Origin of the sequence: Curtobacterium sp. UNCCL20 (genome assembly GCF_900101675.1) — a bacterium.
Lineage (GTDB): Bacteria > Actinomycetota > Actinomycetes > Actinomycetales > Microbacteriaceae > Curtobacterium.
In genome coordinates this window covers 1696221-1722441 of the sequence record NZ_FNKG01000001.1, presented here as the reverse complement: position 1 = coordinate 1722441, position 26221 = coordinate 1696221, and the positions used below count along the sequence as shown (strand labels likewise).

The window sequence follows — 26221 nt, the reverse complement described above, 5'->3', positions numbered from 1 at the left end:
GGGGAGGGTCAGGGCATGGTCGCGGGGTGCGCGACCGAGATCGGGGTGTGGGTGGTGTCCGTGTCGAGGTCGTCCGGCACGTCGACGCACGTGGTGATCCCCCGCGCAGCCAGCATGCCCGTGTCGGCGAGCCGGGAGCGGAGGACCACCTGGGGTCCGCGTCCGTCGGTCGAGGCGGTCGCGAGGGCGAGCCACGCGGCGGCGAAGCGCCCGCCCGGAGCGCAGTCGGACCGTGTGCCGTGGCGTTCGGCACCGTCCGGCAGCACGTCGTCGAGGACGAGCGCGGTGGACGGTGGTGTCGCGGCCCCGCCGGCTCCGGAGCGGGCGATCGCAGCGAACGCCTCGCCCGCGGGCTTCAGCCGGCCGTCGTTCGTGAAGAGCCCGAGGTCGTACTCGAGCTCGGGGAAGTCGGCGAGCGACCGGGAGACGTCGTGCGAGCACCACCACGTGACGCCGAGCACCTGCTGCGCGTCGAGCACGTGGCGGATGGTCTGCTCGGTGAAGGACGCGGCGTCGGCGGGGTCGACGACGTTCGTCGGGGCGCCGACCTCCTGCAGCCAGTTCGGCCGGGCGGGGTCGCGGTTCCACGCGGCGGCGAGCTGGAGGAGGTACTCCCCGTGCCGGACCGACCCGGGGCCGAGCGCACCGTGCAGGGCGGCCGAGCCGTTGAACACCCACGAGTGGGTGACGGTCGCGTCACCGTGGTCCGCCGCGTGCTCCGGGCCGAACGGCTGCGCGTCGTCGTACCAGGCCGCGTCGTACTGCGCGACGGTGACCAGCGGCAGTGGACGCGACTCGTCGCCGGACCCTGCCGACGGGGCGGAGCCGAGCCGCGCCTCCAGGCCGGACCGCGCCGCGGCGACCATCGCCGCCGCCCACGCGTGTCCCTGCTCCGCCGTGATGGTGTGCGGCGCCGGGTGCGGTGCGTGCGCGAACTGGTTCACCTCGTTGCCGATGGTGATCCCGAGCAGGTTCGGCCGGTCCGCGACCGCCGTTGCCAGCGCACGGACGTACGCCGCGGTCGACGCGACCACCTCGGGGTCGGTGAACATGTTCCGCCGGTGCCAGCTGTCGAGCCACGACGGCACGAAGTCGAAGCTCGACAGGTGCCCCTGCAGCGCGTCGACGTTGACGTCGAGTCCGAACGACCCGGCGATGTCGACGACGGTCGCCACGTCGTCGAGCGCCTGCTGCCGGATGAGCGTCCGGTTCGGCTGCACGACCGGCCAGAGCGGGAAGACCCGCACGTGGTCGGCGCCGAGCGACGCGATCGCCTCGAGGTCCCGCGCCGTGTCGGACGGTGAGAAATCGAGCCACGAGTGGAACCAGCCGACGGAGGGGGTGTAGTTGACGCCGAACCGCATCAGCCCTTCACACCGCCTTCTTCGACGCCCTTGAAGAAGAAGCGCTGCAGGACGGCGAAGATCACGGCGATCGGGATGAAGGCGATCATGGTGCCGGCCGCGATCATCCGCTGGTCGGTGGCGAACGTGCCCTGCAGGTACTGCAGGCCGACGGTGAGGGTGAGGTTCTGCGGCGACTGCAGGACGATGAGCGGCCAGAGGAAGTCGTCCCACGCGCCGATGAACGAGAAGATCGCGATCACGGCGATGGTGCCCTGCACGGCGGGCAGTGAGATGTAGCGGAGGCGCTGCATCGCGTTCGCACCGTCCATCACGGCGGCCTGGTCGATCTCCTCGGGGATCTGCCGGAACGCGTTGAACATGAGGAGCACGTTGAGCGCGGCGATCATGCCGGGCAGTGCCACGCCGACCAGGTTGTCGGCGAGGCCGAGGTCCTTCACGGTGACGAACTGGGAGATGATCGTCGCCTCGCCGGGGAGCACGAGCGTCGCCAGGAACAGGCCGAGCACGAGCTTCCGGAAGCGCCACTGCAGGCGTGCCAGGGCGAACCCGGCGAGGGTCGCGAACAGGATGTTCCCGAAGACGTCGATCGCGGCGACGAGCAGCGAGTTGCCGATGTAGCGCCAGACCGGGATCGCGGCGGCGACCTTGAGGTAGTTCTCGATCGTCGGTTCGGTCGGGATGAAGGACGGGTTCGCGGTGTAGATGTCCTCGCCGGCACCCTTGAGCGACGTCGAGAGCTGCCAGAGGAACGGGCCGATCGTGATGAAGAGCACCACGATGAGGAGGACGTAGCGGATCACCTTCTCGCGCGTGGACATCACGCCCCACACCACGCGACGCGGTTTGCGGGGCGGCCGGGAGGCCCGTCCCGCGTCCGTCGCGCCGGTCAGGTCCGGCGTCGGGCTGGCTGCACCGCGGGCCCCGCCCAGGGCGGGTTCGGTTGTCGTCGTGTTCGTCACTTGTCCGCCTTCGAGTTCATCCGCGCGAGGGCGAGCATCGGGATGAGCGTCACCACGAAGAGCAGGAGGCTCAGGGCGGACGCGTAGCCGAGGTTGCCGGTGAAGCCGCGGGCGTACTGCTGGATGAGCATCACGAGCGAGTTGTCCTGCCCGCCTGGTCCGCCGGTGCCGTTGGTGAGGATGTAGAGCTCGCTGAACACCCGGAGCGCGCTCACGCACACCAGGATCCCGACGAGGGTCATCGTGCCCCGCACCCCCGGCATGGTGACCGACCAGAACCGGCGGACGGAGCCGGCGCCGTCGAGCGCCGCGGCCTCGTGCAGGTCCTTGCCGACGTTCCCGAGGGCGGCGAGGAAGATGATCATGTAGTAGCCGAGGCCCTTCCAGACGGTCAGGCTGATCGCGCTGATGAGCAGCAGCCACCGGTCCGTGAGGAACGGGATGCTGCCCTGCACGACCCCGAGCGCCTTCGCGATCTCGTTGACGACCCCGCGGTCGTCGAGGATCCACGTCCAGATCAGCCCGACGACCACCGCGGAGGCGATCACCGGCGTGTAGTACGCGGTGCGGAAGAAGGCGATACCGGGCAGTTTCTGCTGCACGAGCACGGCCATGAGGAGCGGGAGGACCGTCAGCAGCGGCAGGCAGATCGCCATGTAGATGACGCTGTTGAGCAGCGCCTCCCACACCTGCGGGTCGGCGAACAGGGCCTCGAAGTTCTTGAACCCCACCCACTGGCTGACCCCGCCGAGGGGGCTGGCGTTGGTGAACGACAGCCGCACCGTGTTGATCGACGGCCAGAGGCTGAACGCGACGAGCCAGACGAGTGCCGGCAGGACGAGCAACCAGGGTGTGAACCAGCGGTTCGCGCGCATGACGATCCTCCCGTTCCGACTAGCCGTTGGCCAGCAGGGTGTTCATCTTGGTCTGGGCCGTCTGCAGCGCCTTCTCCGGCGTCACCTGGCCCTTCATGGCGAGGGCGAGCTGCTGGTCGAGGAAGTCCGTCATCGCGGAGTTCGCCTGCACCGGGTTGATCACCTTCGCCTTCTTCAGCGCCTCGTTCGCGAGGACACGGGCCTCACCGTTCACGGTGCCGTCGTCCTTCGAGAAGTACGGGTCGGACTGCGACGACGTGGTGGACGGGAAGATGTTCACCAGGTGCGCGAAGGCCTCCTGGTTCTTGGCGTTCGTCATGAACTGCGCGAACGCCTCGGCGGTGGCGAGGTGCTTGGACTTGCTCGACACCGACAGGCCCTGCACGTACAGCGGCGGGGTGTCGAGGGCCGGCGAGACCGTGACCTTGCCCTTCAGCGACGGGTTGTTCTTCTCGAAGTCGGCGAGCGAGGTCGCACCGCCGGTCGTCCACGCGACCTTGCCCTGCGTGAACAGGGTCGAGTTGCCGAGGTAGTCGCTGTTGAGGACGTTGGAGGGCATGTAGCCGTCCTGGTAGGCGGTCTTGTACCGGCTGATGAGGTCGGCGGCCTTCGACGAGTCGGCGAAGGTGAACTTCGTGCCGTCGGCGTTGAGCACCTTGACGCCGGCGAGCGTGAAGTCGCCGAGACCGGGCTTGCGGCTCATCAGGTAGTCGGTCGGGCAGTTGTCGTGCATGGTCTTCGCCTGCGCGAACAGCTCGTCCGTGGTCTTCGGCGGGTTCTTCGCGTCGAGGCCGCACTTGGCGAACATGTCGCTGTTCCAGTAGTCGACGTCCGTGTTGAGGTACCAGGGGTACCCGTACGTGCCGTCGAGCCCCTTGTAGTCGTACGAGTCGAGCGCGCCGGCGACGTAGGTCTTCGAGAGGTCCTTGTCGTCCTTCGACACGTCCTGCAGGAACCCGCGCTTGGCGAGCGGCAGGGCGATGTCCGGCGGCAGGTTGATGACGTCGGGCAGGGTGTTCGACGACGCCTGGCTGAGCACCTTGTCGGCGTAGCCGTCACCGGGCTGGTCCTGGAGCGTGACCTTCGCGTCCGGGTGGGCCTTCTCGAAGTCCTTGATGACGCCGTTGAGGTAGTCCGTGTAGGTCGGCGTGAGCGCCCAGGTCTGCAGGGTGATGGACCCGCTGACGTCTCCGCTGCCGGCGTCGCCACCGCTGCTGCCGCTCGAGCAGCCGGTGAGGACGAGGGCGGTGGCTGCGGCTCCTGCGAGCAGCGCGATCGCGCGGCTCGTCGTCGTTCGTGTGGTCGGTCTCATCGCGTCGGACTCCCTTGTGCTGACGATGTCTGCTGACGCGGTGCTCGCCAGGGAGCACCGTGATGTGCTGCTCAAACGGTTCAGTTGATCGCCCCGAACCGGTGTGTGGCAGCCACTGTGAACGACTAAAGCGCTATAGTCAAGCCCATGGCCAGCAAGCGTCGGACGACGATCGCCGACATCGCCGCGCGCGCCGGCGTGTCGATCAGCGCGGTGTCGTTCGCGCTCAACGACCGCCCCGGTGTCTCCGACGAGACACGGCGGCGCGTGCGCGACATCGCCCGTGAACTCGACTGGCAGCCGCACACCGCGGCACGGGCACTCGGCGGTGCGCGGGCCGGTTCGATCGGCTTCGTGCTGAACCGCCCCGCCCGCACACTCGGCACCGAGTCGTTCTTCGGCGACCTCATCTCCGGCATCCAGCTCGGGCTCGCCGGCAGCCACGTCGGCATGAACCTCCTCGTCGCCCGTGACGCCGCCGAGGAGCTCGAGACCTACCGCGACTGGTGGCGCGGGCACCGGGTCGACGGCGTGATCGTGATCGACCCCCGGCGCGACGACGAACGGCTCGCCCTGCTCGCCGACCTCGGGATGCCCGCGGTCGTCGTCGGGTCGCACCCCTCACCCGACGGCGCCGCGCCGACCGTGTGGATCGACGACTCGGACGCGACCGACACCGTGCTCCGCTACCTGCACGCCCTCGGACACCGGCGGATCGCGCACGTCGCCGGCCGGCCGGAGTTCGAGCACACCGCGATGCGGATCGACCGCGTGCGGGCCTTCGCCGCCGCCGAGGGGCTCGAGGGCGCCGTGTCGATCCCGACCGACTACTCCGCCGACGCCGGTGCGAGCGCGACCCGCACCCTGCTGTCGCAGAGCACCCGGCCGACGGCGATCGTGTACGACAACGACGTGCTCGCGGTCGCCGGGCTCGGGGTGGCGAGCGAGATGGGCGTCGCGGTGCCGGGCGACGTCTCGATCGTGTCGTTCGACGACTCGGCGATGATCCGGCTCGTCCGGCCCGCGATCACCTCGCTGACGCGCGACACCGTCGAGCTCGGCCAGCGCGCGGCCACCCTGCTCCGGGCACAGATCGACGGCGGCGTGGTGCTGCCGTCACGCCCGGGCCCGTCGCTGACCCTGAGCGTGCGCGAGTCGACCGCCCGCGCGCACCCCTGAGCACCGCCGACACGCCGATCCCGGCGCCGCCCCGCGCGTTCCGGGCGCGGCCGACTTGACGCGCGTTCGAACACACGTTCGAATACTGTCGTGGGACGGCGTCGCGAGAACCGGTGGCAGCCCCCGGAACACCCGGAGGTCGAGCGTCCGCGCGCCTACTCCCTGTCCGAGGACGCCCGCGGGCCGGACGTCTGCCACGCGGTCACCCCGGTGCCGGTCTGGGCCTGGATCCAGTTCCCGACGTTCCACGTCCGGGTGAAGGCCTTCGCGAAGAGCTGGACGCGCGATGCCGTCCTGGTCGAGTGGGCGCAGTTCGGCCAGCAGGCGGACGCGTGGGTGTGGCGGTCCGCGGTGAAGCACCGGATGCTGCGGGCCGACCGCGCCTCGCGGAGTCCGCAGAACGCACCGCATTGACTTCCCCCACCATCACGAGGATCGTTCCACGAGTACCGGTTCAGCAAACAACTCGATGATCGAGACATTCGGTCGGAGTGCTGGAACGGGAAGGAGGCACCATGAAGAAGAACGAGGTGCCGTCCTGGGTCGCCCACGTGCTCACCCCGCCCGAGGTCATCGCGGCCTACGTCGAACGACGGGTCAACGACCCGGCGCTCCTGACGGGTGAACACTCGGAACCCACGTACGCGGACTTCCTCCGCGGCGAGTAGACGGGTCTTCCAGGAGGCGCGGATCCGGTTCCGTCACGACGGAACCGGATCCGTGCCTCCCCTTCCACTTCCCCGCGCACGACGCGCGGACAGCGTCACGCCGACGCTCGCCGCGGTGACGCACACGAGGGCGACGATCTCGAGCGGCGCGAGTCCCTCGTGCAGGATCGCCAGTCCGGCGAGTGCGGCGATCGCCGGGCCGAGGCTCTGCAGCACCCCGAAGACGCGGGTCGGCATCCGCCGCAGTGCGAGCATCTCGAGCGCGTAGGGCAGGACGCTCGACAGGACGGCGACGGCGCCGAACACCGCGAGCAGCACCGGTTCCCGCACGACGCCGTCCACGGCGGACCGCAGCCCGAACGGGAGCGAGACGACCATTGCGACGAGCATCGACACCGCCAGTCCGTCCACGCCGGGGATCGCGGCGCCGACGTGCCGGTTCATCACGATGTAGCCGGCCCAGCACCCGGCTGCGAGCACGGCGAACACCACGCCCCCGACGGCCGTCACCGCGGTCGGCCCGACGCCGAGCAGCACGACGCCGGCGAGCGCCAGCACCGCCCAGGTGACGTCGCGCCACCGCCGGGTGTGCACGAGCGAGAGCGCGAGCGGCCCGAGGAACTCGATGGTGACGGCGACCCCGATCGGGATGCTCGCGAACGCCACGTAGATGAAGACGTTCATGCCGCCGAGCGCCAGGCCGAGCCCGACCGCGCCGAGCCACTGCGCGCGGGTCCAGTGCCGGACGCGGGGCCGGACGAGGAGGGCGAGGACGACCGCGCCGATGACGAGCCGGAGGGTGGCGGCGCCGACGGGACCGACGTCGTCGAACCGGGTCTTCGCGACCGCGGCGCCGAGCTGGACGGAGATCATCGCGGCGAGTGCGAGGACCGGTGCCGGGACCCTGTTCACGGGCGCCGGATCACCCGAGGTAGGCGAGCACGGCGAGGACGCGGCGGTGGTCCTCGCCGGTGTCCTCGAGCGCGAGCTTGCCGAAGATGCTGGAGACGTGCTTCTCGACCGCGCCGGTGCCGATGACGAGCGCGCGGGCGATCGCGGCGTTCGTGCGGCCCTCGGCCATCAGCCCGAGCACCTCGCGCTCCCGCGGGGTGAGGGCCTCGAGGGGGTTCCGGCGACGGCTCATCAGCTGCGTGACGACCTCGGGGTCGAGGACGGTGCCACCCGCGGCGATGCGGCGGACGGCGTCGTCGATCTCCTCGAGCCGGGTGACCCGGTCCTTGAGGAGGTAGCCGATGCCGGTGGCGCCGGCGGCGAGGACGTCCTCGGCGTAGGTGGCCTCGACGTACTGGGACAGCAGGAGCACACCGGTGCGCGGGGCCAGACGGCGGGTCTCGACGGCGGCGCGGACGCCCTCGTCGGTGAACGTGGGCGGCATCCGGACGTCCATCACGACGACGTCGGGGGCGTGGTCCGGCAGGCTCGCGAGGAACGACGTGGCGTCGGCGTACTGCCCGATGACGTCGATGCCGGCTTCGTCGAGGACCCGCGAGAGTCCTTCGCGGATGAGCACGGCGTCGTCGACGACGACGGCCCGGATGCGTGCTGCATCCGGGCCGTCGCTCATGCCGACCAGCCTAGTGGGAGCGGAGCCGCCCCCGCGGGGTCACCGCCGGGCGACGGGCACGCCGTTCAGGGCACCGAGCGGGATCCGCGCGGTGGCCTCGGTGGGGCCGCCCTCGGGGCTCGAGACCGTGAGCTCGCCGTCGAGCGCACGCATCCGGCCCATCAGGCCCTCGATGCCGTGGCCCTCCTGCGGACGGGCACCGCCGCGGCCGTCGTCGGTGACGCTCACCGTGAGGTACCAGATGCCGGCGGCGTCGATGACGAGGCCGAGGTACACCCCGGCGGTCGAGGCCCCCGCGTGCTTCGTGGTGTTCGTGAGGAGCTCGCTCACCGTGAAGTACACGTTCCGCTGGATCTCGGTGCCGAGCTCGAGGCCCTCCGGCAGCCGGACGTCGAGGCCGACCGGGATCGGCGTGCGGGCCACGAGCGCTTCGAGGGCGGCGACGAGCCCGCGGTCGAGCAGGATCGGCGGTGCGAACCCGCGGGACAGGGCACGCAGTTCGTCGAGGGCGTCCTTGGCGTGCTCGGACGCCTCGCCGATGAGCTGCTTCGCCTTCTCCGGGTCCTTGTCGAAGGCGCGCTCCGCGGCGGACAGGTCCATCCGGAGCCGGACGAGGCGCTGCTGCGGGCCGTCGTGCAGGTCGCGCTCGATCTGCCGGAGCGCCTGGCCCTCGGCGGTGACGGCGCCGGCTCGCGAGGCCTGGAGGCCGGCGACCCGCTGCTCGAGCTGCTCCGCACGGAAGCCGCCGAGCAGGCCGAAGTCGATCCAGTAGTGGGCGATGACCGACCCGCGGGCCCAGAGCGGGAAGAGCACGACCGACGCGGCCATCGAGAAGAGCCCGAGCAGCCCGAACCCCAGGACGGACGCCGAGTCCCAGCCGAAGTACTGCGCGCTGACACCGTTCACGAACGCGAACCCGGCGAGGACGATCGGCCAGGAGAACCCGACGAGGAGGATCGCGCCCGCGCCGACCGTGAAGAGCGCCGCGAGCGGGTACACGACCGCCGCGTGCAGCAGGTAGAGCCAGTAGTGCGGGTTCGCGACCGCCGAGCCGGTGCGGGTCCACCAGTTCTGCTGCCAGCGGGGCGTCCAGTCCACCGGGCGGATCGGACGCGGATCCGCCCACCCGATCCGGAGCTTCTCGAACTGCCCGAGCCACCGCGCGACGAACAGCGCGATGAAGAACATCAGCAGCACGAACGGGTTGAACAGGTCGCGGAAGCCACCGCCGAAGATCGCCGCCGGGAACGCCACGTACAGCGTGCAGAGCAGCACCGCCGTCAGGGCCATGTAGCCGAGGTCGCGCGGCAGTCGGCGCCACGCCTCGCGGTAGAACGCGCCCGCGGTCATGCCGGAGCCGGACCCCGTCCCGGCACCGCTGTCGGTCGGCGGCGGGGTCGAGGACCACGACGACGGGGTCCGGCCAGCCGGGGCGGCGGCCGGCCCGCTCTGGTTCGGCAGCGAGGGCATGGGTTCGGTGGCTCCTGGTGGGACGGAGTCGTGCAGCGGGACGGTCTCGGCCTGGTCGAGGCGGGCGGTGTCGGTCATGACACCAAGCCTCGCGATCCCGGGCGCGTTCCCCCATCCTGCCCCCTCCCGGACCCGTGGTGGGGTTATCCCCCCCTCCCCGCGTATCGTGTGCCGCATGGGGAACATCACCGGGGGACGTCTGACCGCACTCGCTGCCACCGTGGCGACCGTGATCGCGGGCTCGAGCGGCGTCGCGACCGCGGTCGTGCTCACCCAGTGGGACCCACCGCGGGCGGTGCTCGTCGCGGGTGCGGTGCTCGCCGGGATCGCAGCGGTCGTCGCCGGAGTCGTGGCCTGGCGGGTGCGGGACCGTGCCCTGCTCGCCGTCGCGGTGTCCGTCCTGGCGTACGCGCTGTCGTCGGCTGTCCCCGGCGTCGCGATCACCGTGCTCGTCGTCGTCGCACAGGGCGCCCTGCTGGCGTTCGGCGTCATGGTCGCCCGGGGTGCTCTCGGCGCACGTCGCGTCCTCGGGTGGGTCGTCGCGGTCGCCGCGGCCGGGTGGTTCGTGACACTGCTGGCCCTCTCCACCATCCCCCTCACGGAGCTGCCCCAGGCCGCGCTCGACGTCGCCGTCTCGCTGCCGTACCTCCTGCAGGCGGTCGCGTACCTCGCGGCCGCCGTCCTCGTCGTCACGCCGCTGTTCCGCCCCGTCCGCGCCGGGGTCGCCCGCCTCTGGGACACCGCCGAGGTCCGCTGACCCGTCCCCCCGGGCGCCGCGGCTCAGACGAGGCCTGCGGCGACCTCGGGCGTCTCCTCCGGGATGACCCACCGTTCCGACGTCATCCCGCCACCCGCGCGGATCGAGCGCGCGGTGCCGTCGACGTCCCGCGCGTACACGACGTCCTCGTCGACGGATGCGAACCGGTTGCCGTGGGTCATGCGCAGCGTGTCCGCGTCGACGACCTCGAGCCGTGTCGGGCTCTCGAGCGGCGCCGGTCCCGACGGGTCGATCTCGACGAGCCGGTCGCCGATGCGGGCGATGTCGGTCACGCCCCAGGGGTTCGCGAACCGACCCGTGAAGGTGGTCGCGTCGACGTCGTCCGGGATCGGCGTTCCCGGGGCGGCTCCGTCGGCGGCCGCGTCGAGCAGTGTGACGATCGCCGTGGCGATGAGGGTCGCCGGGCCCGACGCGGCACTCGTCAGCACCGACACGACCAGGCCCGAAGCGGGGTCGAACAGCGACTGGGTGATGTGCCCGGGGAACCCTCCCGAGTGCCCGCGGACCTCCCTCCCGCCGATCCGGTCGACGATGAAGCCCGCTCCGTAGCCGCGTCCAGCCGGGTCGTCCGTGGCGCTCCACGCCTTCCGCTGCGCGAGCCGCTTCGAGTGGTCGTCGAGCAGCGTCCCCTGCCCGATGACGTGCTGGGAGAAGTACCGGACCAGGTCGGACGCCGTGCCGTGGAACCCGGTCGCGGCGGCCATGGCGTGGGTGTCGACGTGGTCGATGCGGTGCCGCTGCCGATCCGCGTGGAACCCGGAGTACCCGACCACGAAGTCGTCCGCACGGGCCGGGTCCCAGTCGGGGCCGGTGTTCCGCAGCCCCAGGGGTCCGGTGATCGACTCGCGGACGAAGTCGCCGTACGACTGCCCGGTCACCGCGGCGATCACCATCCCGAGCAGCGAGTAGCCGAGGTTCGAGTAGTTGAACGACGAGCCGGCGGGGACCTTCTGCCCGCGGTCGAGCACCAGCGCGAGGAGTTCCTGCTCGTCCGGGAACGGGCGGAGGAGGGACCAGTAGTCGCCGTCGTGGCCGTCGCGGATCACGCCAGCGCCCATCTCCATCAGCTCGCGGATCGTGGCGTCGGCGAGCGGCGAACCCCCGTCGACGAGCGCGGGGACGTAGGTCCCGACGGTGTCGTCGAGCCGCAGCGACCCGCGCTCGGCGAGCTGCAGGAGCGCGGTCGACGTGAACGTCTTCGAGTGCGATGCGATCCGGAAGAGGTCCGTCGTGGTGAGGCGCCGACCCGCTTCGACGTCCGCGTAGCCCCACGCCTCGTCGAAGAGCACCTCGCCGCCGTACCCGATCGCGACCTGGACCCCCGGGACCCGCAGCTGCCAGACCTTGTACGCCACCCACTCGCGGACGTAGGGAAGCACGGTCTCGTAGGCGGCACGGTTCGGCATGACGATCAGACTCCCATGTGCCACGCTCGACGCATGCGACACACACCGCACTTCCTGATGACGGACGTCGACGAGGTGAAGCGCCTCGTCGACGGCAACCCGTGGGCCACGATCGTGTCGCACACCAGCACCGGCCTCGTCGCATCGCACTACCCGTTCCTGCTCGAGGACAGCACCGACGACGGGCTCGTCCTCGTCTCGCACGTCGGCCGTCCCGATGAGCAGGCGCACGAACTCGGGCAGCACGAGGTCCTCGTCGTCGTGCAGGGACCGCACGGCTACGTCTCTCCCGCCTGGTACCCGCCCGAGCAGTTCGTGCCCACCTGGAACCACGTCACCGCGCACCTCTGGGGAACCCCGGAGATCCTGTCCGACGACGAGAACTTCCGCGTCCTCGGCGAGCTCGTCGACCACTTCGAGCGGGTCATGCCGTCCCCGGTCTCGCTGCGGGTCGACGAGGAGACAGCTCGGCGGATGGCGAAGGGCACCGTCGGGATCCGCATCCGCGTCACCCGCTTCGACGCCCGGGCGAAGCTGTCGCAGAACAAGGCACCCGAGGTCGTCGACCGGATCATCGCGGGGCTCCGCGGCGATGGCCCGTACGCGTCGCCGGCGCTCGCCGACGAGATGGCACGAGCGCACGGCCTGGAGGAGCGGTGAACGACGTCCTCCTCCGCACCGTCCGCCGGGTGGGCACCTCGGGTGCCCCCGTGGACGTGCACGTCGTCGACGGGCGGGTCGCCTCGGCCGCGCCGGCCGGCACCCTCGACCCGACCAGCGTCGACACCGACGTCCTCGAGGCCGCCGGCGCCTGGCTGGCGCCCGGCCTGGTCGACCACCACACCCACTTCGACCAGTGGGCCCTCGTCCGCCGTCGGGTCGACGTCGCCGGCTGCGACTCGGCCGAAACGACCGCCGCCGTCCTGGCCGAGGTCGCCCGCACCGGCGTCTCGGACCCGGTGCTCGTCGGACACGGCTACCGCGACGGGTTGTGGCCGCGGCCCGCACGACGCGAGCTGCTCGACGGAGCCGCCCCGGACCTCCCGGTCGTCGTCATCAGCGCTGACCTGCACGCGGTCTGGTGCAACGCCCGCGCCCTGGAGCACTTCTCCGCCCTGGTGGGCCGCCCGCTCGGCGCCGGCGACGACGGGGTCCTGCGCGAGCAGGACGCGTTCGACGTGACCGGGGCGCTGTCCCGCGTGCCGGACGAGGTGCTCGACGGGTACGTCGCCGACGCCGTCGAGGCGGCGGCCGCCCGCGGGGTGACCCGCGTGGTCGACCTCGAGATGGTGTTCGGCCTCGACCGCTGGCGACGGCGGGTGCACGACGGGGTCGACGGCCTGCGCGTCGACTCCGGGGTCTACCCCGCCGAACTCGACGCCGTGATCGCGCGCGGGCTCCGCACCGGCGACGTGGTCGACGGCACCCGGGGGCTCGTCCGGATGGGACCGTTCAAGGTGATCACCGACGGGTCGCTCGGCACCCGCACGGCGGCGAACGCGGACGGCTCCGGGATGCTGACCTGGCCGTTCGAGGACCTCGTGGCGGTCACCCGTCGCGCGGTGGACGCCGGGCTCGTGCCGGCGATCCACGCCATCGGCGACCGGGCCAACACCCTCGCCCTCGACGTGTTCGAAGCCGTCGGCGCCCGCGGGACGATCGAGCACGCGCAGCTCGTGGCGGACGGCGACTTCGACCGCTTCGCACGGCTCGGCGTCGCCGCGTCGGTGCAGCCCGAGCACGCCATGGACGACCGGGACATCGCCGACCACTACTGGGCGGGGCGCACCGAGCGGGCGTTCGCGTTCGCCACGCTGGATCGTGCCGGGGCGCGACTGCTGCTCGGGTCGGACGCACCCGTCGCGCCGCTCGACCCGTGGGTGTCGATGGCGGCCGCGGTCGGGCGAGACCGGGACGGCCGGGATCCGTGGCACCCGGCGGAGCGGCTGTCCGCGCTGGCCGCGTGGCGGGGGTCGACGGACGGCCGGGTCGGGGTGTCCGTCGGGGACGTCGCCGACCTGGTGCTGCTGGAGGAGGACCCGCTCGCGGTGGCGGTCGGGTCCGGGTCCGGGTCCGGGTCCGGGTCCGGGTCCGGGTCCGGGTCCGATGCGCTCCGCTCGATGCGGGTGCTCGCGACGGCGATCGCGGGGCGGTTCACCCACCGGGACGTGTGAGCGCCCCGCCGCTTCGGCCTCGGACTACTTCTGGTCCTTCGGGCACCAGTACAGCTTGCGCCCGGCCATGTCCGCCATCCGGATCTCGGTGCCGCACACCCGGCAGGGCTCCCCTTGGCGGTGGTACACCCAGTGGCGGTCCTTTCGGGAGCGCTTCGCCTTCGCGAGCTCGGCGTCGGACAGTCCGTCCATGGTGAGCATCAAGCCGTCGCGGACCCCGGCGTGCAGGAGCGTCGACCAGTCGTGCCAGAGCGCCTTCGCCTGCTTGACCGTGAGCTTCTTGCCCGGCTTGTACGGGTCGATGCGCTGCCGGAACAGCAGCTCGGCGCGGTAGATGTTGCCGATCCCGCCGACCACGGCCTGGTCCATCAGCAGCTGCCCGATCGCGACGTTCCGTTTCCGGACGTTGTCGACGAAGACCTTCTCGGCGTCGGGCCCGTCGTCGTTCATCGGGTCCGGGCCGAGTTTGTCGAGCGCCCGCTGCACGCCGGCGGGGTCCTCGACGACGCAGGCCGTCGGACCGCGGAGGTCGGCCACCGTGTCGTCGGTGAGGATGCGCACGCGGACCTGCCCGACCGGGTCCGGCGGGAATGCCTCGATCGGGTCCTCGACCTTCTCCTGCTCGGCCATCCGGTAGCGGGCGAGGCGCGGGGCGCCGATCGAGGTGAGGGACTCTTCGCCGTCGTCGTCCGCCGACAGCGCGGTGGCGGTCGACAGGTCGCCGGCGAAGTCCCACGCGCCGTAGAGGCCGAGGTGCACGCGGAGGAACAGGTCGTCCTCGAACTCGAGGAACATCTGCTTCGCGACGGCACGGGCTGCGATCATGCGCTTGCCGTCGAGCTGTGCGGCACCGGCGGTGAACCGGCCCTGCGGGCTCGACACCTCGCAGCGCTTGCCGACGAAGTGCCTGGCGAACTGGTTGGCGATGCGGTGGACGGAGTGACCCTCGGGCATTGCTCTTTTCTACTCGCAGCCGCTGACGTTACTGGTCGATCTGCTTGCCGGCGATGCGGCCGGTGGTCTCGTACTCGGCGAGCTGCGCGATGCGGCGGGCGTGACGCTCCTCGCCGGAGAAGGGCTCGGCGATGAAGAGGTCGACGAAGCGCATCGCCTCGTCCTCGGTGTGCTGGCGGGCGCCGATCGAGATGACGTTCGCGTCGTTGTGCTGACGGGCGAGGAGCGCGGTGGACTCGTTCCACACCAGTGCCGCGCGGATGCCCTCGACCTTGTTCGCGGCGATCTGCTCACCGTTGCCCGAGCCGCCGAACACGACGCCGAGCGCCTGGACGCCGGCGCGCTGGTCCTCGACCACGGCGTGCGCGGCGTTGATGCAGAACGAGGGGTAGTCGTCGAGCGCGTCGTACTCGGTCGGACCGTGGTCCACCACCTCGTGCCCTGCTTCGGTGAGGTGCGTCGCGAGGGTCTTGTTGAACTCGAGGCCGGCGTGGTCCGTTCCGAGGTGGATGCGCATGGAACCGATCTTATTCCTGCGCCTACCGGGTGCTGACCACGACGACGACGTACCGGACGGTGTCCTCGCCGGGGTTCCGGTAGGCGACGTCGGCGGGTTCCCCGAGCTCGATCCGGTCACCCGCTGCGAGGCGCGTCGGCTCGCCGGCGACGACGACCTCGAGCACGCCGTCGACCACCCAGATGCAGTGCCGCAGGAACGCGTACGCGGACGCCGGGTACGCGACTTCGCGGCCGGCCGGGAGGCGCACCTCGGTGACGTCCGCGGGGAACGCCGCACTCGAGAGGGGACGGCGGCGGTACCCGGTCTCGGGATCGGTCCAGGAGTCCGCGGTCGCGCCACGCTGCACGCCGCGCGCTTCGTCCGGGTCGGATCCCCGTGGCACCTCGTGGTCGAGCGCCTCGTCGAGGAGCTGCGAGACCGTCAGGCCGAAGGCGCCGGAGAGCCGGCCGAGGATCGTCGCGGTCGGGCTGGACACCCCGCGTTCGACGCGGTTGATCATGGCGCGGGAGACGCCGGACTCCTCGGCGAGCTCGGTGAGGCTCCACTTCCGCTCGGTGCGGAGGCGCTGGAGTCGCTCCCCGAGCGCACGTTCCTCGACGCCCGTTCCGTCGTCTACGATGTGAGACATGGCGACAGCATATGCGACGAACGCAGCGGCTCCGGTCACCGTACGGGACTGCGAACCGCGCGACCTCGACGTCGTCCACGCCCTCCACATCGACGCCGTCCTGCACTCCACCGCGATCTGGCAGGAGGAGCCGCACCCCCGCGCGTACTTCGACACCTGGCTCGCGGAACGACAGGCGGACGGGTACCCCGTGCTCGTCGCCGAGGTGGACGGCGAGGTCGCCGGCTACGCCTCCTACTCGCAGTGGCGGCCGCACCAGGGGTACCGGCTGACCGTCGAGCACAGCGTCTACGTGGTCGAGGCGTTCCGCGGACGTGGGGTGGCGACCGTCCTGATGGGTGCCCTGGTCGAGCGCGCGACGACCGAGGGACGGCACGTGATGATCGCTGGGATCTGCAGCACGAATACGGGGTCGATCGCGTTGCACGAGCGGCTCGGCTTCACGACGGTGGCGGTCGTGCCCGAGGTCGGCCGGAAGTTCGACCAGTGGCTCGACCTCACCCTGATGCGCCTGCCACTCGCGTGACGGGGGCAGATCACTCCGGCATCGGGACCTCGAGCGGCGGCGGTGACGGACGGAACGGCGGCGCGGTGTCACCGTGCGGGGCCGGGCGGTGGTCGGCGAACCAGCGGTACGCCACCGATTCGTCTGGTTCGGCCGGGCTCTCGTCGAGGCAGTCGTTGCACCTGGCGCGCCACCCGTCCTCGTCGTGCCACCGGTGCGGGTGCCCCTTCGCGACCCAGTCCGGTGACCACTTCACGTCGAAGGCGTAGACGATCTCCGCGGCGATCCCCCACGCCACGCTCTTGAGTGTCTTCTCGTCGATGCCGGCGTCCCAGGCGAGCTGGCCGTACCGGAGCTCGGTGAACACGTTCTCCGCGAGCAGCTCGTGGTTCTTGTCCTCCCAGCCGTCGCTCTCGGACTTGACGACGACCGCCGGCGCTTCCGATGGCGCTTTCGGCGGCGTCGAGTCCTCGTCACCCGAGTACTGCTGAGTCTCTCCACTGTGGGTCCGCGCGTACCGCTCGCCCGCGGCCGTGTTCATCAGCCAGAGGCTGTTCGCGAGCGCCTCGTCCGATTCACCGCAGGCCGGTGCGCTGACGTACCGGGAACGCACGGTCGCGATGCGGTCCTCGACGGTCCGTTCGGGCTCGACGAACGCGAGGTCCGAGCCGGCGCGGACGAACATGCCGCTCGTCAAGAGACCGCGGCGGACACTGATCTCGACCAACCGGAGCGCCATCGCCCGGGCTCGGGGCCCGTCGGGATCGTGGTCCGTCCGCGCCATGCGGTGCAGCGCGCGGAGGTCAGTGGCGCACCCGTTCCGGTTGAACTCCGTGAGTTCGAGGAGCAGCTGTTCTTCGGGAGTCCGGGGCGCCGGTTCGGTGCTGGGGTCAGGCCGCTGTCATGCCGGACACTGCGCCGCTGGACCCGGGGATCCTCGGCGTCGACGGGTGGGACGACGTCGATGTACGCCTCGTGACCGGGGAGTGGTTCCCGCATCGCCGCGATCGACCCGTCGGGCATCGCACGGACTTCCTGTGCCGGGAACGGCACGTACTCGAGGCTCGCGTCAGACAACGATCTCGTCCCCGTGCGGCTCGATGACGCTCCCGTCCTCGTCCCAGATCCCGCCGAAACGGTCGTTGACGTGCGCCCACGGGTCCTGACCCGCAGCCTCCCGACGTGCTTCTTCCGCTTCGAAGATGCGCACTCCTCGTGGTGTTGCCGCGGCAAGGAGGTTCCAGACCGTGTCGGATCTCCCGTAGCGGGCCGCAGCACGTTGGACGAGCTCGTCGACCTCACCGAGCCAGTTCATCCAGACGCCTCGGCCGGCTTCGTCCGCTTCGATCGAGCCGAGACCGATCAGGTCCGCCTCGAGCAACTCGCGGATGTAGCCGAGGATCCGGGCCTCCACGACGGCCTCAGGTTCCCGCGTTCGATTGGCGATCCCGATGTGCCATCCGTAGATGTCTTCGCCGATCTCGTCAGACACGTCCGCGAGCAGTTGGTACGTCAACTCGTTCATCGAGCCTCCTCGGGTAGGTCATGTCGTGGAGATCTCTTCGGGAGATGGATCTTGTACTTGCTGTTGCCACCGGCGTTGATCTCGATGGTCGGTCCGCCCGATTGGCTGTCGGGGCGCCACTGCACGCGAGATCCGTCGGGGAGCTCGACTGACGTCGAGTCGGGAGCCCCGTGGCGGCGCCGCCACGTGCCTCCAGTCCGTCAGTCGGTGGTGTCGAAGATCGGGCCGACCGTGCGCGAACGCTTCAGCTCGAAGAACCCGGGGTAGCGCGCGGCGGCGACCACGCCGTCCCACAGGTCGAGCGCCTGCTGACCCTTCGGGGCCGGGGAGATCACGGGGCCGAAGAAGGCGGTGCCCTCGACGGCGATCACGGGGGTGCCGACGTCCTGGCCGACGCGGTCGATGCCGTCCTGGTGGCTGACACGCACGGCCTGGTCGACCTCGTCCGTCCAGGCGTACTCGAGCAGGTCGGCGTCGAGGCCGAGCTCCGCGAGCACGGCGGGGACGACCTGGTCGGGGTCCGACTCCTGCCGGTGGTGGATGTGCTCGCCGAGCGCGTCGTACAGCGGCTTGACGACGTCCTGCCCGAGGCGGAGGCGCGCGGCGGTGACGATGCGCGGGTAGAGCTGGCCCCGCACGATGCGCTCGCGGTACGACTCCGGGATGTCCTGGTCCTCGTTGAGGACGAACAGGCTCATCACCTTCCACGTGACGTCGAGGTCACGGTGCTGCGCGACCTCGCCGACCCAGCGGCTCGTCATCCAGGCCCACGGGCAGTTCGGGTCGAACCAGAACTCCACAGCGGTTCGTTCGTCGGTCGTCTTGTCCACAGTCGTGTCCGTCACGCTGCGACACTACGCCTCGTCGCTAGGCTGGAACCCACGTCCCGCCCGGCGCACGACGCCTGGACGGGGCTCCCCCACGCGGACATCGATCGTCCGCGCCGACTGCGAAGATGGAGCGTCCGTGCCCGGAGAGAACCTCACCCGAATCGAAGCCCAGGAACGTGCCGCGATCGTCGACGTGCAGACGTACGACGTCGAACTCGACCTGACCCGCGGGCCTGCGACCTTCGGCAGCACGACCCGCGTCCGCTTCACCGCGACCCCGGGCGCCTCGACCTTCATCGACGCGGTCACGAAGACGGTGCACTCGATCACGCTGAACGGCACGGCGCTCGACGTCGCCGCGGTGAACGACGGCGTCCGGATCCAGCTCGACGGGCTGCAGGAGCAGAACGAACTCGTCGTCGTGTCCGACGCGCTCTACACGAACACGGGTGAGGGCCTGCACCGCTTCGTCGACCCGGTCGACGACGAGGTGTACCTGTACTCCCAGTTCGAGGTACCGGACTCCCGCCGCATGTTCGCGGTGTTCGAGCAGCCCGACCTCAAGGCCGAGTTCACCTTCACGGTGACGGCGCCGTCCCGCTGGCAGGTCGTCTCGAACTCCCCCACGCCCGAGCCCCACGTCGACGGCGACGTCGCCACGTGGTCGTTCACCCCGACGGCGAAGATCTCCAGCTACATCACCGCCCTCGTCGCCGGCCCGTACGAGGTCGTGCGCGACGAGCTCACCAGCCGCGACGGCCGGACCATCCCGCTCGGGGTGTTCGCCCGCAAGTCGCTCGCCGAGTACCTCGACCCCGAGTACGTCTTCGACATCACCAAGAAGGGCTTCGCCTACTACGAGGAGAAGTTCGACGTCGCCTACCCGTTCGAGAAGTACGACCAGCTGTTCGTGCCGGAGTTCAACGCCGGCGCGATGGAGAACGCCGGCGCGGTCACCTTCACCGAGACCTACGTCTTCCGGTCGAAGGTCACCGACGCCATCAAGGAGCGTCGGGTCGTCACGATCCTGCACGAGCTCGCGCACATGTGGTTCGGCGACCTCGTCACGATGAAGTGGTGGAACGACCTCTGGCTCAACGAGTCCTTCGCGGAGTGGGCCTCCACCATCGCGACGGCCGAGGCCACCGAGTGGACCGAGGCCTGGACCACGTTCCAGGCGATGGAGAAGTCCTGGGCCTACCGCCAGGACCAGCTCCCCTCGACCCACCCGATCGTTGCGACGATCAACGACCTCGAGGACGTACAGGTCAACTTCGACGGCATCACCTACGCGAAGGGCGGCTCGGTCCTCAAGCAGCTCGTGGCGTGGGTCGGCATCGACGCGTTCTTCGCCGGGGTGTCCGCGTACTTCAAGAAGCACCACCACTCGAACACCGAGCTCCGCGACCTGCTCGTCGAGCTCGAGGCGACGAGCGGCCGTGACCTCTCCGACTGGTCGGCGCTCTGGCTCGAGACCGCCGGGGTGAACACGCTCCGCCCGGAGATCGAGACCGACGAGTCCGGTGTGATCACCTCGTTCGCGGTCCTGCAAGAGGCCCCGGCCGACTACCCGACGCTCCGGCCGCACCGCCTGGCGATCGGCGTCTACGCGTTCACGCAGGACGCCGAGGCCCCCTTCGGCGCCGACACCGCGTCGGCCGGCGGCAAGCTCGAGCGCGCACACCGCGTCGAGATCGACGTCGACGGTCCCCGCACCGAGGTCCCCGAGCTCGTCGGCGTGCACCGCGGCGACCTCGTGCTCCTCAACGACGACGACCTGGCGTACGCCAAGATCCGGCTCGACGAGCACTCGCGCCGCACGGCGATCGAGCACCTCGCGTCCATCGCGAACCCGCTCGCCCGGTCGATCGTCTGGGGTGCGATGTGGGACGCCACCCGCGACGCCGAGTCGCCCGCCAGCGACTACGTCCGTTTGGTGCTCGGCAACATCGCGACCGAGACCGAGTCGACGACGATCCGCACGACGCTCTCGCAGCTGCTCCTGACGGCTCGGAACTACGTCGACCCGGCGAAGTCCGACGCCACGATCCGCACCGTCGGCGAGACGCTCTGGCAGCTCGCGTCCTCGGCCGAGGCCGGCTCGGACGCGCAGTTCCAGTTCGTGAAGTTCTTCGCGCAGGTCGCCTCGACGCCGGAGCACGTCGCCACGCTGAGCGGGCTCCGCGACGGTTCGGTGACGCTCAACGGGCTCGAGATCGACACCGACCTCCGCTGGGAGCTGCTCGAGGGCCTCGTGCTCGCGGGTGCCGCCGGCGACGCCGAGGTCGACGCCGAACTCGCCGCCGACAAGACCGCGTCCGGCGAGCAGGCTGCCGCCCGTGCCCGCGCGACGATCCCCACGGCCGAGGGCAAGCTCGCCGCGTTCTCGTCGCTGGTGGACTCGTCGGAGCTCCCCAACGCGATCGTCCGCCAGACCACGGTCGGGTACCAGCACGTGAACAGCCCGGTCGTGCTCGAGGGGCTGGTGCCGAAGTACTTCGAGGTGCTCACCCGCATCTGGGCCGAGCGCAGCTACCACATCGCCGACACCATCGTCACCGGCCTCTACCCGGCGCCCCTCGCGTCGGTCGAGCTCCGTGACGCTGCCGTGGCGTGGCTCGAGGCGCACCCGGAGACCCCGGCCCTGCGCCGCATCGTGTCCGAGGGCCTGGCGGGCACCGAGCGTGCCCTCCGCGTGCAGGCAGCGGACGCCTGATCACCTGGTGACCGTCGGCGGGGTCCCGGCGTCCCTCCAGGGACGTCGAGGCCCCGCCCTCTAGCATCGACCGGATCATGATCTTGGCTGCACCCCCGTCCCCGACACCGACCGACGCCGCCCAGGCCGTCACACAGACGTTCGGCGAGTTCGTCGACACCTGGCACGTGCCGATCACGATCGTCATCACGCTCCTCGCCGCGGTCGTGCTGCGGGTCATCCTGCGCCACTCGATCAAGGGCGTCGTCGACCGGGTCGTGAACGGCGTCAAGAAGCGGCAGGGCGCAACGGACACCCAGGCGCTCATCGCCTCGCCGATCCAGACCGCCCGCGTCGTCCAGCGCACCCGGACCCTCGGCAGCGTGCTCGAGAACCTCGCGACGGTGATCGTCGTTGTCCTCGCGCTCGTCGTGATCATCCCGCTCGTGATCCCGAACGCTGCCGTCGGCATCGTCGGCGGTGCGTCCCTCGTGGCGGCGGGCCTGGCGGTCGGTGCGCAGAGCATCGTCCGCGACCTGCTCTCCGGCATCTTCATGATCCTCGAGGACCAGGCCGGCGTCGGCGACGTCGTCGACACCGGGCAGGCCACCGGCGTCGTCGAGAACGTCGGACTGCGCGTGATGCAGATCCGCGACGTGAACGGGATCCTCTGGTTCGTGCCGAACGGGCAGATCCTCCGCGTCGGCAACCTGTCGCAGGGCTGGTCCCGTGTCCTCGTCGACATCACCGTCCCCTACGACACCGACATCGACGCCGTGCAGGACGCCCTGCTGAAGGCCGCGGTGACGATGTCGCAGGAACCGCGGTGGCGACAGCGGATCGTCGAGAAGCCGGAGATCTGGGGGCTGCAGTCGATCTCCGACGCCGGCATGGTGTTCCGTCTCGTCGTGAAGACCCGGGCCTCGGAGCTCGACGTCGTCGGCCGTGAACTCCGTATCCGCCTGAAGCGCTCCGTCGACGAACTCGGCGTGACACTGCCCGCGATGGCGATGATCATGCCGGCGGGCTGGGAGAACGCCACCTCGATCAACGGCCTGCGCACCGTCCGGACCCAGCCGACCCCGGCCCCGACGAAGCCCCGCCGCCCCCGCAAGAACATCCTCGGTCAGTCGATCCAGAGCGACGACCACGACGCCGGGAAGGACCCGCAGTGACCGACCCCACCCCGCCCACCGGCATCGGGAACGTCCCCGCCCAACCGATCACGCTCCGGGTCGGCGAGCACGGCGCCTCGGCGACGGGGTCGCTCTTCGACCGGATCGGCGGCGCACCGACGTTCGACCGGCTGGTCCGCCGCTTCTACGAGGGCGTCCAGCAGGACGACGTGATCTGGCCGATGTACCCGGCGGACGACCTCGAGGGGGCGATCTGGCGGCTCTCGGCCTTCCTGCAGCAGTACTGGGGCGGACCAGGGACCTACAGCGAGGAGCGCGGCCACCCGCGGCTCCGGATGCGCCACAACCCGTTCCGCATCACGTCCGAGGCACGCGAGCGCTGGCTGCTGCACATGCGCGAAGCCGTCGAGTCGCTCGGGCTCGCGCCGCTCGACGAGGCCGAGCTCTGGGCCTACCTCGACCGCGCGGCGCACGCCATGACGAACACCTTCGACTGACGCGGCTCGCGTCGTCGACGTGACGGCCTGGAGGCGCGGGGCGGGGCCCGCCACGCGCCTCCAGGCCGTCAGCGGCTGGCTCAGCGGACGTAGGACCCGTCTGCCAGGTCCTCGACCAGGGACGGACGGGTCGGGTTCCAGCCGTAGGCGGCGCGTGCGTGCGCGCCGCTGGCCTCCTGGTGCATGAGCAACGCGTCGGCGTACTCCGCGCCGAGACGCTCGCGGCTCGCGTCGGCGCTCTCCGGCACCACCGGGGAACCGTGCGCCCCGGCTTCGGCGATCTCACGCACGGTCGGGTTGTCACCGCTGGCGGCGAGGACGAAGCCATCCTGCTCACCCCGGTGCAGCGCGAGCACGTACAGCTCGCCGAGGTCGTCGATGTGCACCGTCGTCCAGCGTTGCGAGCCGTCCCCGACCAGGCGGACCTCGCGCTCGCCGTCCCCGACGAACATCGCCGGGATGCCGGCTCCGCGCCCGTAGACGATGCCGGGTGCGACGATCGTCGTCCGGACGGCACTCGAGCGGACCGCGTCCTCGTTCGGCTGCCGCCACGCGGTCATCGCAGGAGGCGAGACCGGCGACTGCTCCGAGATCGACGTGGAGTCACCGAACGTGAAGATCCCGCCGGTGTGCACGAAGGGCTTCGGGGTGCCGTCGAGCGCCGCGAGCACGGTCGCGATGAAGTCCGGGTCGACGCCCTTCGCCGATGCGGTGTGCACGACCGCGTCGGCTTCGTGCGTGAGACGACGAACGACGTCGGTGTCCGTGACGTCGCCGACGAGCGCGCGACCGCCGGCGTCACGGACGGCCTGCGCCTTCTCGTCCGACCGCACGAGTGCGGTGACCTCGTGCTCGTGGGCGACGAGCGCCCGGAGGACCGAGGAACCGATGTAGCCGGAAGCGCCGGTGAGGAAGACATACATGGAGCCAGACTGTCACGCACCCGCCGGGAGGACGCTGCTACGTGCTCAGGGTCCAGGCGCGACGCTTGACCAGGACGTGCCCACGCGACGTCGTCAGGCGGCTCCACGGACCGGTCTCGAACAGCCGGACCGGGTCGTGTCCGAGGAACCCGAGGCTCTCGCCTGCGAACCCGGCGCCCGCCGGGAGGTGCTCGATGCCCGCGACGGGGCGACCCCACACTTCGGCGCGGACCTTCCGGACGATCGCATCGCCCGCGTTCGACGGCACGGCGTCGGCGACCTCGGCGATGCCGTCCCGAGCGGCTCGGCGGAGGAGCTCCGGGGACACGTCCGGCAGCGGCACCCAGCCTCCCCGCGGCGGGGAGATGGCTGCCCACGTCACGGTGTGCACCTCGTGCGGGAGCTCGACCTCGATCGGGGTCGCCCGTGTCGGATCGGCACCCTCGGCGCGCTCGGCGTCCTGCGTCTCGGCCAGCAGGCGGAGTCGCTCCTGCATCGAGGCCAGCGGCACGACGGCGTCGATCGTCGCGGGCTGCGCAAGCGAGAACGTCCGGAGGCCGAGCACCGTCGGCAGCTCGTCGAGGAGGCCGAGCGGGTAGAGGATCGCCGTGTACACGGCGAGGACTCCGGAGTCGGCGATGAGGCGGACGGAACCGTCCTCGATGCGGGCGGCGCGTCCGAGGTACGTGCGGAGGTCCCCGAGGGAGGCGGCGTCGGGAAGCGTGAACGAGGTGCCCATGTCACCACGGATCCTACCGGGCGCGACTGGGTCCGACGGGGCGCCCCCGGGCTCTCGGGTCGGCCCGTGTCCGGTCGTCGTCGGCAGCGCACGTTCGTAGACTGCAGGACGTGACTGGCGAACCGGACTTCCTGCGCACCCTCCGACTCGAGGACACCGGCGCGAGCACGGGTGAGACGATCCTGACCGGGGCGAGCCACTGGTCCCCCGGCGGCCGCGTGTTCGGCGGGCAGGTCCTCGCGCAGTGCATCGTCGCCGCACAGGCCACCATCGAGGGCCGCGACATCCACTCGATGCACGGGTACTTCCTCCGCCCCGGCGACATCGACCTGCCGATCACCTTCGGCGTCGAGCGCATCCACGACGGCCGATCGTTCGCTGCCCGGCGCGTGCAGGCGTACCAGCGAGGCGTCCCGATCTTCTCGATGATCGCCTCGTTCCAGGTCCCCGACACCGGGGTGGAACACCAGGACCCGTTCCCGGTCGACACCCCGTCGCCGGAGTCCCTGCCCTCGGCCGCGTCGATCCTGTCCGCGATCGACCACCCCGTGGCCCGGGCCTGGGCCGAGCGCTCGATCGACCTCAGGCACGTCGAGGGGTCGGTCTTCGTCGACGTGCAGGGTGAGCACGTGCCGCACCAGGCGGTGTGGTTCCGGGTCGAGGGCGACCTGCCGGACGACCCGGCCCTGCACCGCGCGATCCTCGGCTACGCGAGCGACCTGTCGATCCTCGAACCGATCATGCGGCGGCACGGGGTGGCCTGGGGAACGCCCGGCGTGAAGAGCGCGAGCCTCGACCACGCCATGTGGTGGCACCGCGACGGGCGCGCCGACGAGTGGGTCCTGTACACGCAGGAGTCCCCGAGCGCACAGGGCGGTCGGGGACTCGCGTTCGGTCGGATGTTCTCGGAGGACGGGCGCCTGCTCGCGACCGTCGCCCAGGAGGGGATGATGCGCGTCCCGCGCTGACCGGGTGCCGGGCTGCGTCCGGCGTCCGGCGTCAGGCGTCAGGCGTCAGGCGTCAGGGGCGGGAGAACTCGACCGGCGCCTCGGTGTACGGCGCGCACGCCGCGCGTTCGTCCTCGGTGAGGCGACGTGGTCGGTTCGTTGCCGCGTCCACCATCACGAGCGCCGTCGTGGCACGCGTGTAGAGGACCGCCGGCTCGTGGCCGACCGGGGACCACACCTCGTACGAGACGTCGATGCTCGCGCCGCCGATCCGCCCGATCCACATCTGGATGTCGAGCGGCTGCCGGAAGTACGGGATCGACGCCAGGTACTCGAGGCGCTGCGCCGCGATCACGGTCATCGTGCCCGACCCGGGCCGACCGTCGATGATCGGCTCGGGGATCGACCCGTCGGACTCGAGTTCTTCCGGGTCGGGGCCCCAGAACCCCACGATGCGCGCCTCTTCGAGGAGGCGCAGCATCGCGGAGTTGTTGACGTGGCCGTACGCGTCGATGTCGCTCCACCGCATGCGGATGGGAGCGTGCAGCC

Annotated in this window: 28 protein-coding genes; 11 read left to right on the top strand and 17 right to left on the bottom strand. The window is 70.9% G+C overall.

The annotated features are described in order from the left end of the window. Nucleotides 1–8 precede the first annotated feature (8 nt). The 4 genes from BLT36_RS08380 to BLT36_RS08365 are packed head-to-tail and all read right to left on the bottom strand — an operon-like array spanning nucleotide 9 to nucleotide 4513. Nucleotides 9–1364, bottom strand: coding sequence for a glycoside hydrolase 5 family protein (locus BLT36_RS08380; protein ID WP_092093913.1), 1356 nt, complete (start codon nucleotides 1362–1364; stop codon nucleotides 9–11). After that, nucleotides 1364–2326, bottom strand: a complete 963-nt coding sequence (locus tag BLT36_RS08375; protein ID WP_217638270.1) for a carbohydrate ABC transporter permease — start codon at nucleotides 2324–2326, stop codon at nucleotides 1364–1366. The genes BLT36_RS08380 and BLT36_RS08375 overlap by 1 nt, the downstream gene beginning before the upstream one ends. Next, nucleotides 2323–3201 carry a carbohydrate ABC transporter permease gene (locus BLT36_RS08370; protein WP_092093911.1) on the bottom strand — a complete coding sequence of 293 codons (879 nt, stop codon included), beginning with the start codon at nucleotides 3199–3201 and terminating at the stop codon, nucleotides 2323–2325. The genes BLT36_RS08375 and BLT36_RS08370 overlap by 4 nt, the downstream gene beginning before the upstream one ends. A gap of 19 nt (nucleotides 3202–3220) precedes the next feature. Continuing rightward, nucleotides 3221–4513, bottom strand: coding sequence for an ABC transporter substrate-binding protein (locus tag BLT36_RS08365; protein WP_092093909.1), 1293 nt, complete (start codon nucleotides 4511–4513; stop codon nucleotides 3221–3223). Nucleotides 4514–4660: 147 nt separating this feature from the next. On the opposite strand from BLT36_RS08365, the gene BLT36_RS08360 reads away from it, so the two are divergent. From BLT36_RS08360 to BLT36_RS18705, 3 genes are all read left to right on the top strand, one after another. Continuing rightward, a complete protein-coding gene (locus tag BLT36_RS08360) occupies nucleotides 4661–5692 on the top strand; it encodes a LacI family DNA-binding transcriptional regulator (protein WP_092093906.1) in 1032 nt (343 codons plus the stop codon). Between the two features lie 90 nt (nucleotides 5693–5782). Then, nucleotides 5783–6106, top strand: a complete 324-nt coding sequence (locus BLT36_RS08355) for a hypothetical protein (protein ID WP_092093904.1) — start codon at nucleotides 5783–5785, stop codon at nucleotides 6104–6106. Nucleotides 6107–6207: 101 nt separating this feature from the next. Beyond that, nucleotides 6208–6360: a hypothetical protein gene (locus tag BLT36_RS18705; protein WP_175529545.1), complete on the top strand. Its 153-nt coding sequence runs from the start codon at nucleotides 6208–6210 to the stop codon at nucleotides 6358–6360. Between the two features lie 33 nt (nucleotides 6361–6393). On the opposite strand, the gene BLT36_RS08350 is transcribed toward BLT36_RS18705, so the two are convergent. The 3 genes from BLT36_RS08350 to BLT36_RS08340 are packed head-to-tail and all read right to left on the bottom strand — an operon-like array spanning nucleotide 6394 to nucleotide 9493. Next, on the bottom strand, nucleotides 6394–7272 hold the full coding sequence (locus BLT36_RS08350; RefSeq protein WP_092093901.1) for an EamA family transporter: 879 nt from the start codon (nucleotides 7270–7272) through the stop codon (nucleotides 6394–6396). Nucleotides 7273–7282: 10 nt separating this feature from the next. Further along, the gene (locus BLT36_RS08345) at nucleotides 7283–7945 is read right to left on the bottom strand and encodes a response regulator transcription factor (RefSeq protein ID WP_092093899.1); all 663 of its coding nucleotides are present in this window, start codon (nucleotides 7943–7945) and stop codon (nucleotides 7283–7285) included. A 39-nt stretch (nucleotides 7946–7984) separates the two neighbouring features. After that, nucleotides 7985–9493, bottom strand: coding sequence for a sensor histidine kinase (locus BLT36_RS08340; protein ID WP_092093896.1), 1509 nt, complete (start codon nucleotides 9491–9493; stop codon nucleotides 7985–7987). 97 nt (nucleotides 9494–9590) lie between these two features. Between BLT36_RS08340 and BLT36_RS08335 the strand changes: the two genes are divergently transcribed. Further along, on the top strand, nucleotides 9591–10172 hold the full coding sequence (locus tag BLT36_RS08335) for a hypothetical protein (protein WP_092093894.1): 582 nt from the start codon (nucleotides 9591–9593) through the stop codon (nucleotides 10170–10172). 23 nt (nucleotides 10173–10195) lie between these two features. Here the strand turns inward: BLT36_RS08335 and BLT36_RS08330 are convergent, their stop codons facing one another. Then, on the bottom strand, nucleotides 10196–11599 hold the full coding sequence (locus BLT36_RS08330) for a serine hydrolase (RefSeq protein WP_092093891.1): 1404 nt from the start codon (nucleotides 11597–11599) through the stop codon (nucleotides 10196–10198). A gap of 33 nt (nucleotides 11600–11632) precedes the next feature. Between BLT36_RS08330 and BLT36_RS08325 the strand changes: the two genes are divergently transcribed. Beyond that, a complete protein-coding gene (locus BLT36_RS08325) occupies nucleotides 11633–12259 on the top strand; it encodes an FMN-binding negative transcriptional regulator (protein WP_092093889.1) in 627 nt (208 codons plus the stop codon). Beyond that, nucleotides 12256–13773 carry an amidohydrolase gene (locus BLT36_RS08320; RefSeq protein WP_092093886.1) on the top strand — a complete coding sequence of 506 codons (1518 nt, stop codon included), beginning with the start codon at nucleotides 12256–12258 and terminating at the stop codon, nucleotides 13771–13773. The genes BLT36_RS08325 and BLT36_RS08320 overlap by 4 nt, the downstream gene beginning before the upstream one ends. A 24-nt stretch (nucleotides 13774–13797) precedes the next feature. On the opposite strand, the gene BLT36_RS08315 is transcribed toward BLT36_RS08320, so the two are convergent. From BLT36_RS08315 to BLT36_RS08305, 3 genes are read right to left on the bottom strand one after another with little or no spacing between them, the layout of a single operon-like run. Beyond that, entirely contained in the window at nucleotides 13798–14727 is a 930-nt protein-coding gene (locus tag BLT36_RS08315) for an Fpg/Nei family DNA glycosylase (RefSeq protein ID WP_092093884.1), read from the bottom strand. Between the two features lie 28 nt (nucleotides 14728–14755). Further along, nucleotides 14756–15244 carry a ribose-5-phosphate isomerase gene (locus BLT36_RS08310; protein ID WP_092093881.1) on the bottom strand — a complete coding sequence of 163 codons (489 nt, stop codon included), beginning with the start codon at nucleotides 15242–15244 and terminating at the stop codon, nucleotides 14756–14758. A 22-nt stretch (nucleotides 15245–15266) separates the two neighbouring features. After that, nucleotides 15267–15875 carry a helix-turn-helix domain-containing protein gene (locus tag BLT36_RS08305; protein WP_092093878.1) on the bottom strand — a complete coding sequence of 203 codons (609 nt, stop codon included), beginning with the start codon at nucleotides 15873–15875 and terminating at the stop codon, nucleotides 15267–15269. Between BLT36_RS08305 and BLT36_RS08300 the strand changes: the two genes are divergently transcribed. Continuing rightward, a complete protein-coding gene (locus BLT36_RS08300) occupies nucleotides 15874–16401 on the top strand; it encodes a GNAT family N-acetyltransferase (protein WP_092093875.1) in 528 nt (175 codons plus the stop codon). The genes BLT36_RS08305 and BLT36_RS08300 overlap by 2 nt on opposite strands. Nucleotides 16402–16411: 10 nt before the next feature. Here BLT36_RS08300 and BLT36_RS08295 read toward each other — a convergent pair whose 3' ends face one another. From BLT36_RS08295 to BLT36_RS08285, 3 genes are all read right to left on the bottom strand, one after another. Next, the gene (locus BLT36_RS08295; protein ID WP_139166405.1) at nucleotides 16412–17164 is read right to left on the bottom strand and encodes a hypothetical protein; all 753 of its coding nucleotides are present in this window, start codon (nucleotides 17162–17164) and stop codon (nucleotides 16412–16414) included. Between the two features lie 285 nt (nucleotides 17165–17449). Next, entirely contained in the window at nucleotides 17450–17905 is a 456-nt protein-coding gene (locus BLT36_RS08290) for a hypothetical protein (RefSeq protein ID WP_092093870.1), read from the bottom strand. A 200-nt stretch (nucleotides 17906–18105) separates the two neighbouring features. Further along, nucleotides 18106–18666: a mycothiol-dependent nitroreductase Rv2466c family protein gene (locus BLT36_RS08285; RefSeq protein ID WP_092094507.1), complete on the bottom strand. Its 561-nt coding sequence runs from the start codon at nucleotides 18664–18666 to the stop codon at nucleotides 18106–18108. Nucleotides 18667–18871: 205 nt separating this feature from the next. Here BLT36_RS08285 and pepN point away from each other — a divergent pair, with 205 nt between their 5' ends. The 3 genes from pepN to BLT36_RS08270 all read left to right on the top strand — a co-directional run bounded on the left by pepN (nucleotide 18872) and on the right by BLT36_RS08270 (nucleotide 23063). Next, nucleotides 18872–21451, top strand: coding sequence for an aminopeptidase N (gene pepN / locus BLT36_RS08280; RefSeq protein WP_092093867.1), 2580 nt, complete (start codon nucleotides 18872–18874; stop codon nucleotides 21449–21451). A gap of 77 nt (nucleotides 21452–21528) precedes the next feature. After that, the gene (locus BLT36_RS08275; RefSeq protein ID WP_092093865.1) at nucleotides 21529–22605 is read left to right on the top strand and encodes a mechanosensitive ion channel family protein; all 1077 of its coding nucleotides are present in this window, start codon (nucleotides 21529–21531) and stop codon (nucleotides 22603–22605) included. Between the two features lie 47 nt (nucleotides 22606–22652). Further along, entirely contained in the window at nucleotides 22653–23063 is a 411-nt protein-coding gene (locus BLT36_RS08270) for a globin (RefSeq protein ID WP_092094505.1), read from the top strand. Between the two features lie 80 nt (nucleotides 23064–23143). On the opposite strand, the gene BLT36_RS08265 is transcribed toward BLT36_RS08270, so the two are convergent. Further along, on the bottom strand, nucleotides 23144–23986 hold the full coding sequence (locus BLT36_RS08265) for an NAD(P)H-binding protein (RefSeq protein WP_092093862.1): 843 nt from the start codon (nucleotides 23984–23986) through the stop codon (nucleotides 23144–23146). 37 nt (nucleotides 23987–24023) lie between these two features. Next, complete coding sequence (locus BLT36_RS08260) at nucleotides 24024–24725, bottom strand: DUF8185 domain-containing protein (RefSeq protein WP_092093859.1); 702 nt, start codon at nucleotides 24723–24725, stop codon at nucleotides 24024–24026. A 110-nt stretch (nucleotides 24726–24835) separates the two neighbouring features. Here BLT36_RS08260 and BLT36_RS08255 point away from each other — a divergent pair, with 110 nt between their 5' ends. Further along, complete coding sequence (locus tag BLT36_RS08255) at nucleotides 24836–25693, top strand: acyl-CoA thioesterase (RefSeq protein WP_092093857.1); 858 nt, start codon at nucleotides 24836–24838, stop codon at nucleotides 25691–25693. Nucleotides 25694–25745: 52 nt separating this feature from the next. Here BLT36_RS08255 and BLT36_RS08250 read toward each other — a convergent pair whose 3' ends face one another. Continuing rightward, nucleotides 25746–26201 (bottom strand): acyl-CoA thioesterase, encoded by a 456-nt coding sequence (locus BLT36_RS08250; protein ID WP_092093854.1) that lies wholly within the window; start codon nucleotides 26199–26201, stop codon nucleotides 25746–25748. Nucleotides 26202–26221 lie beyond the last annotated feature (20 nt).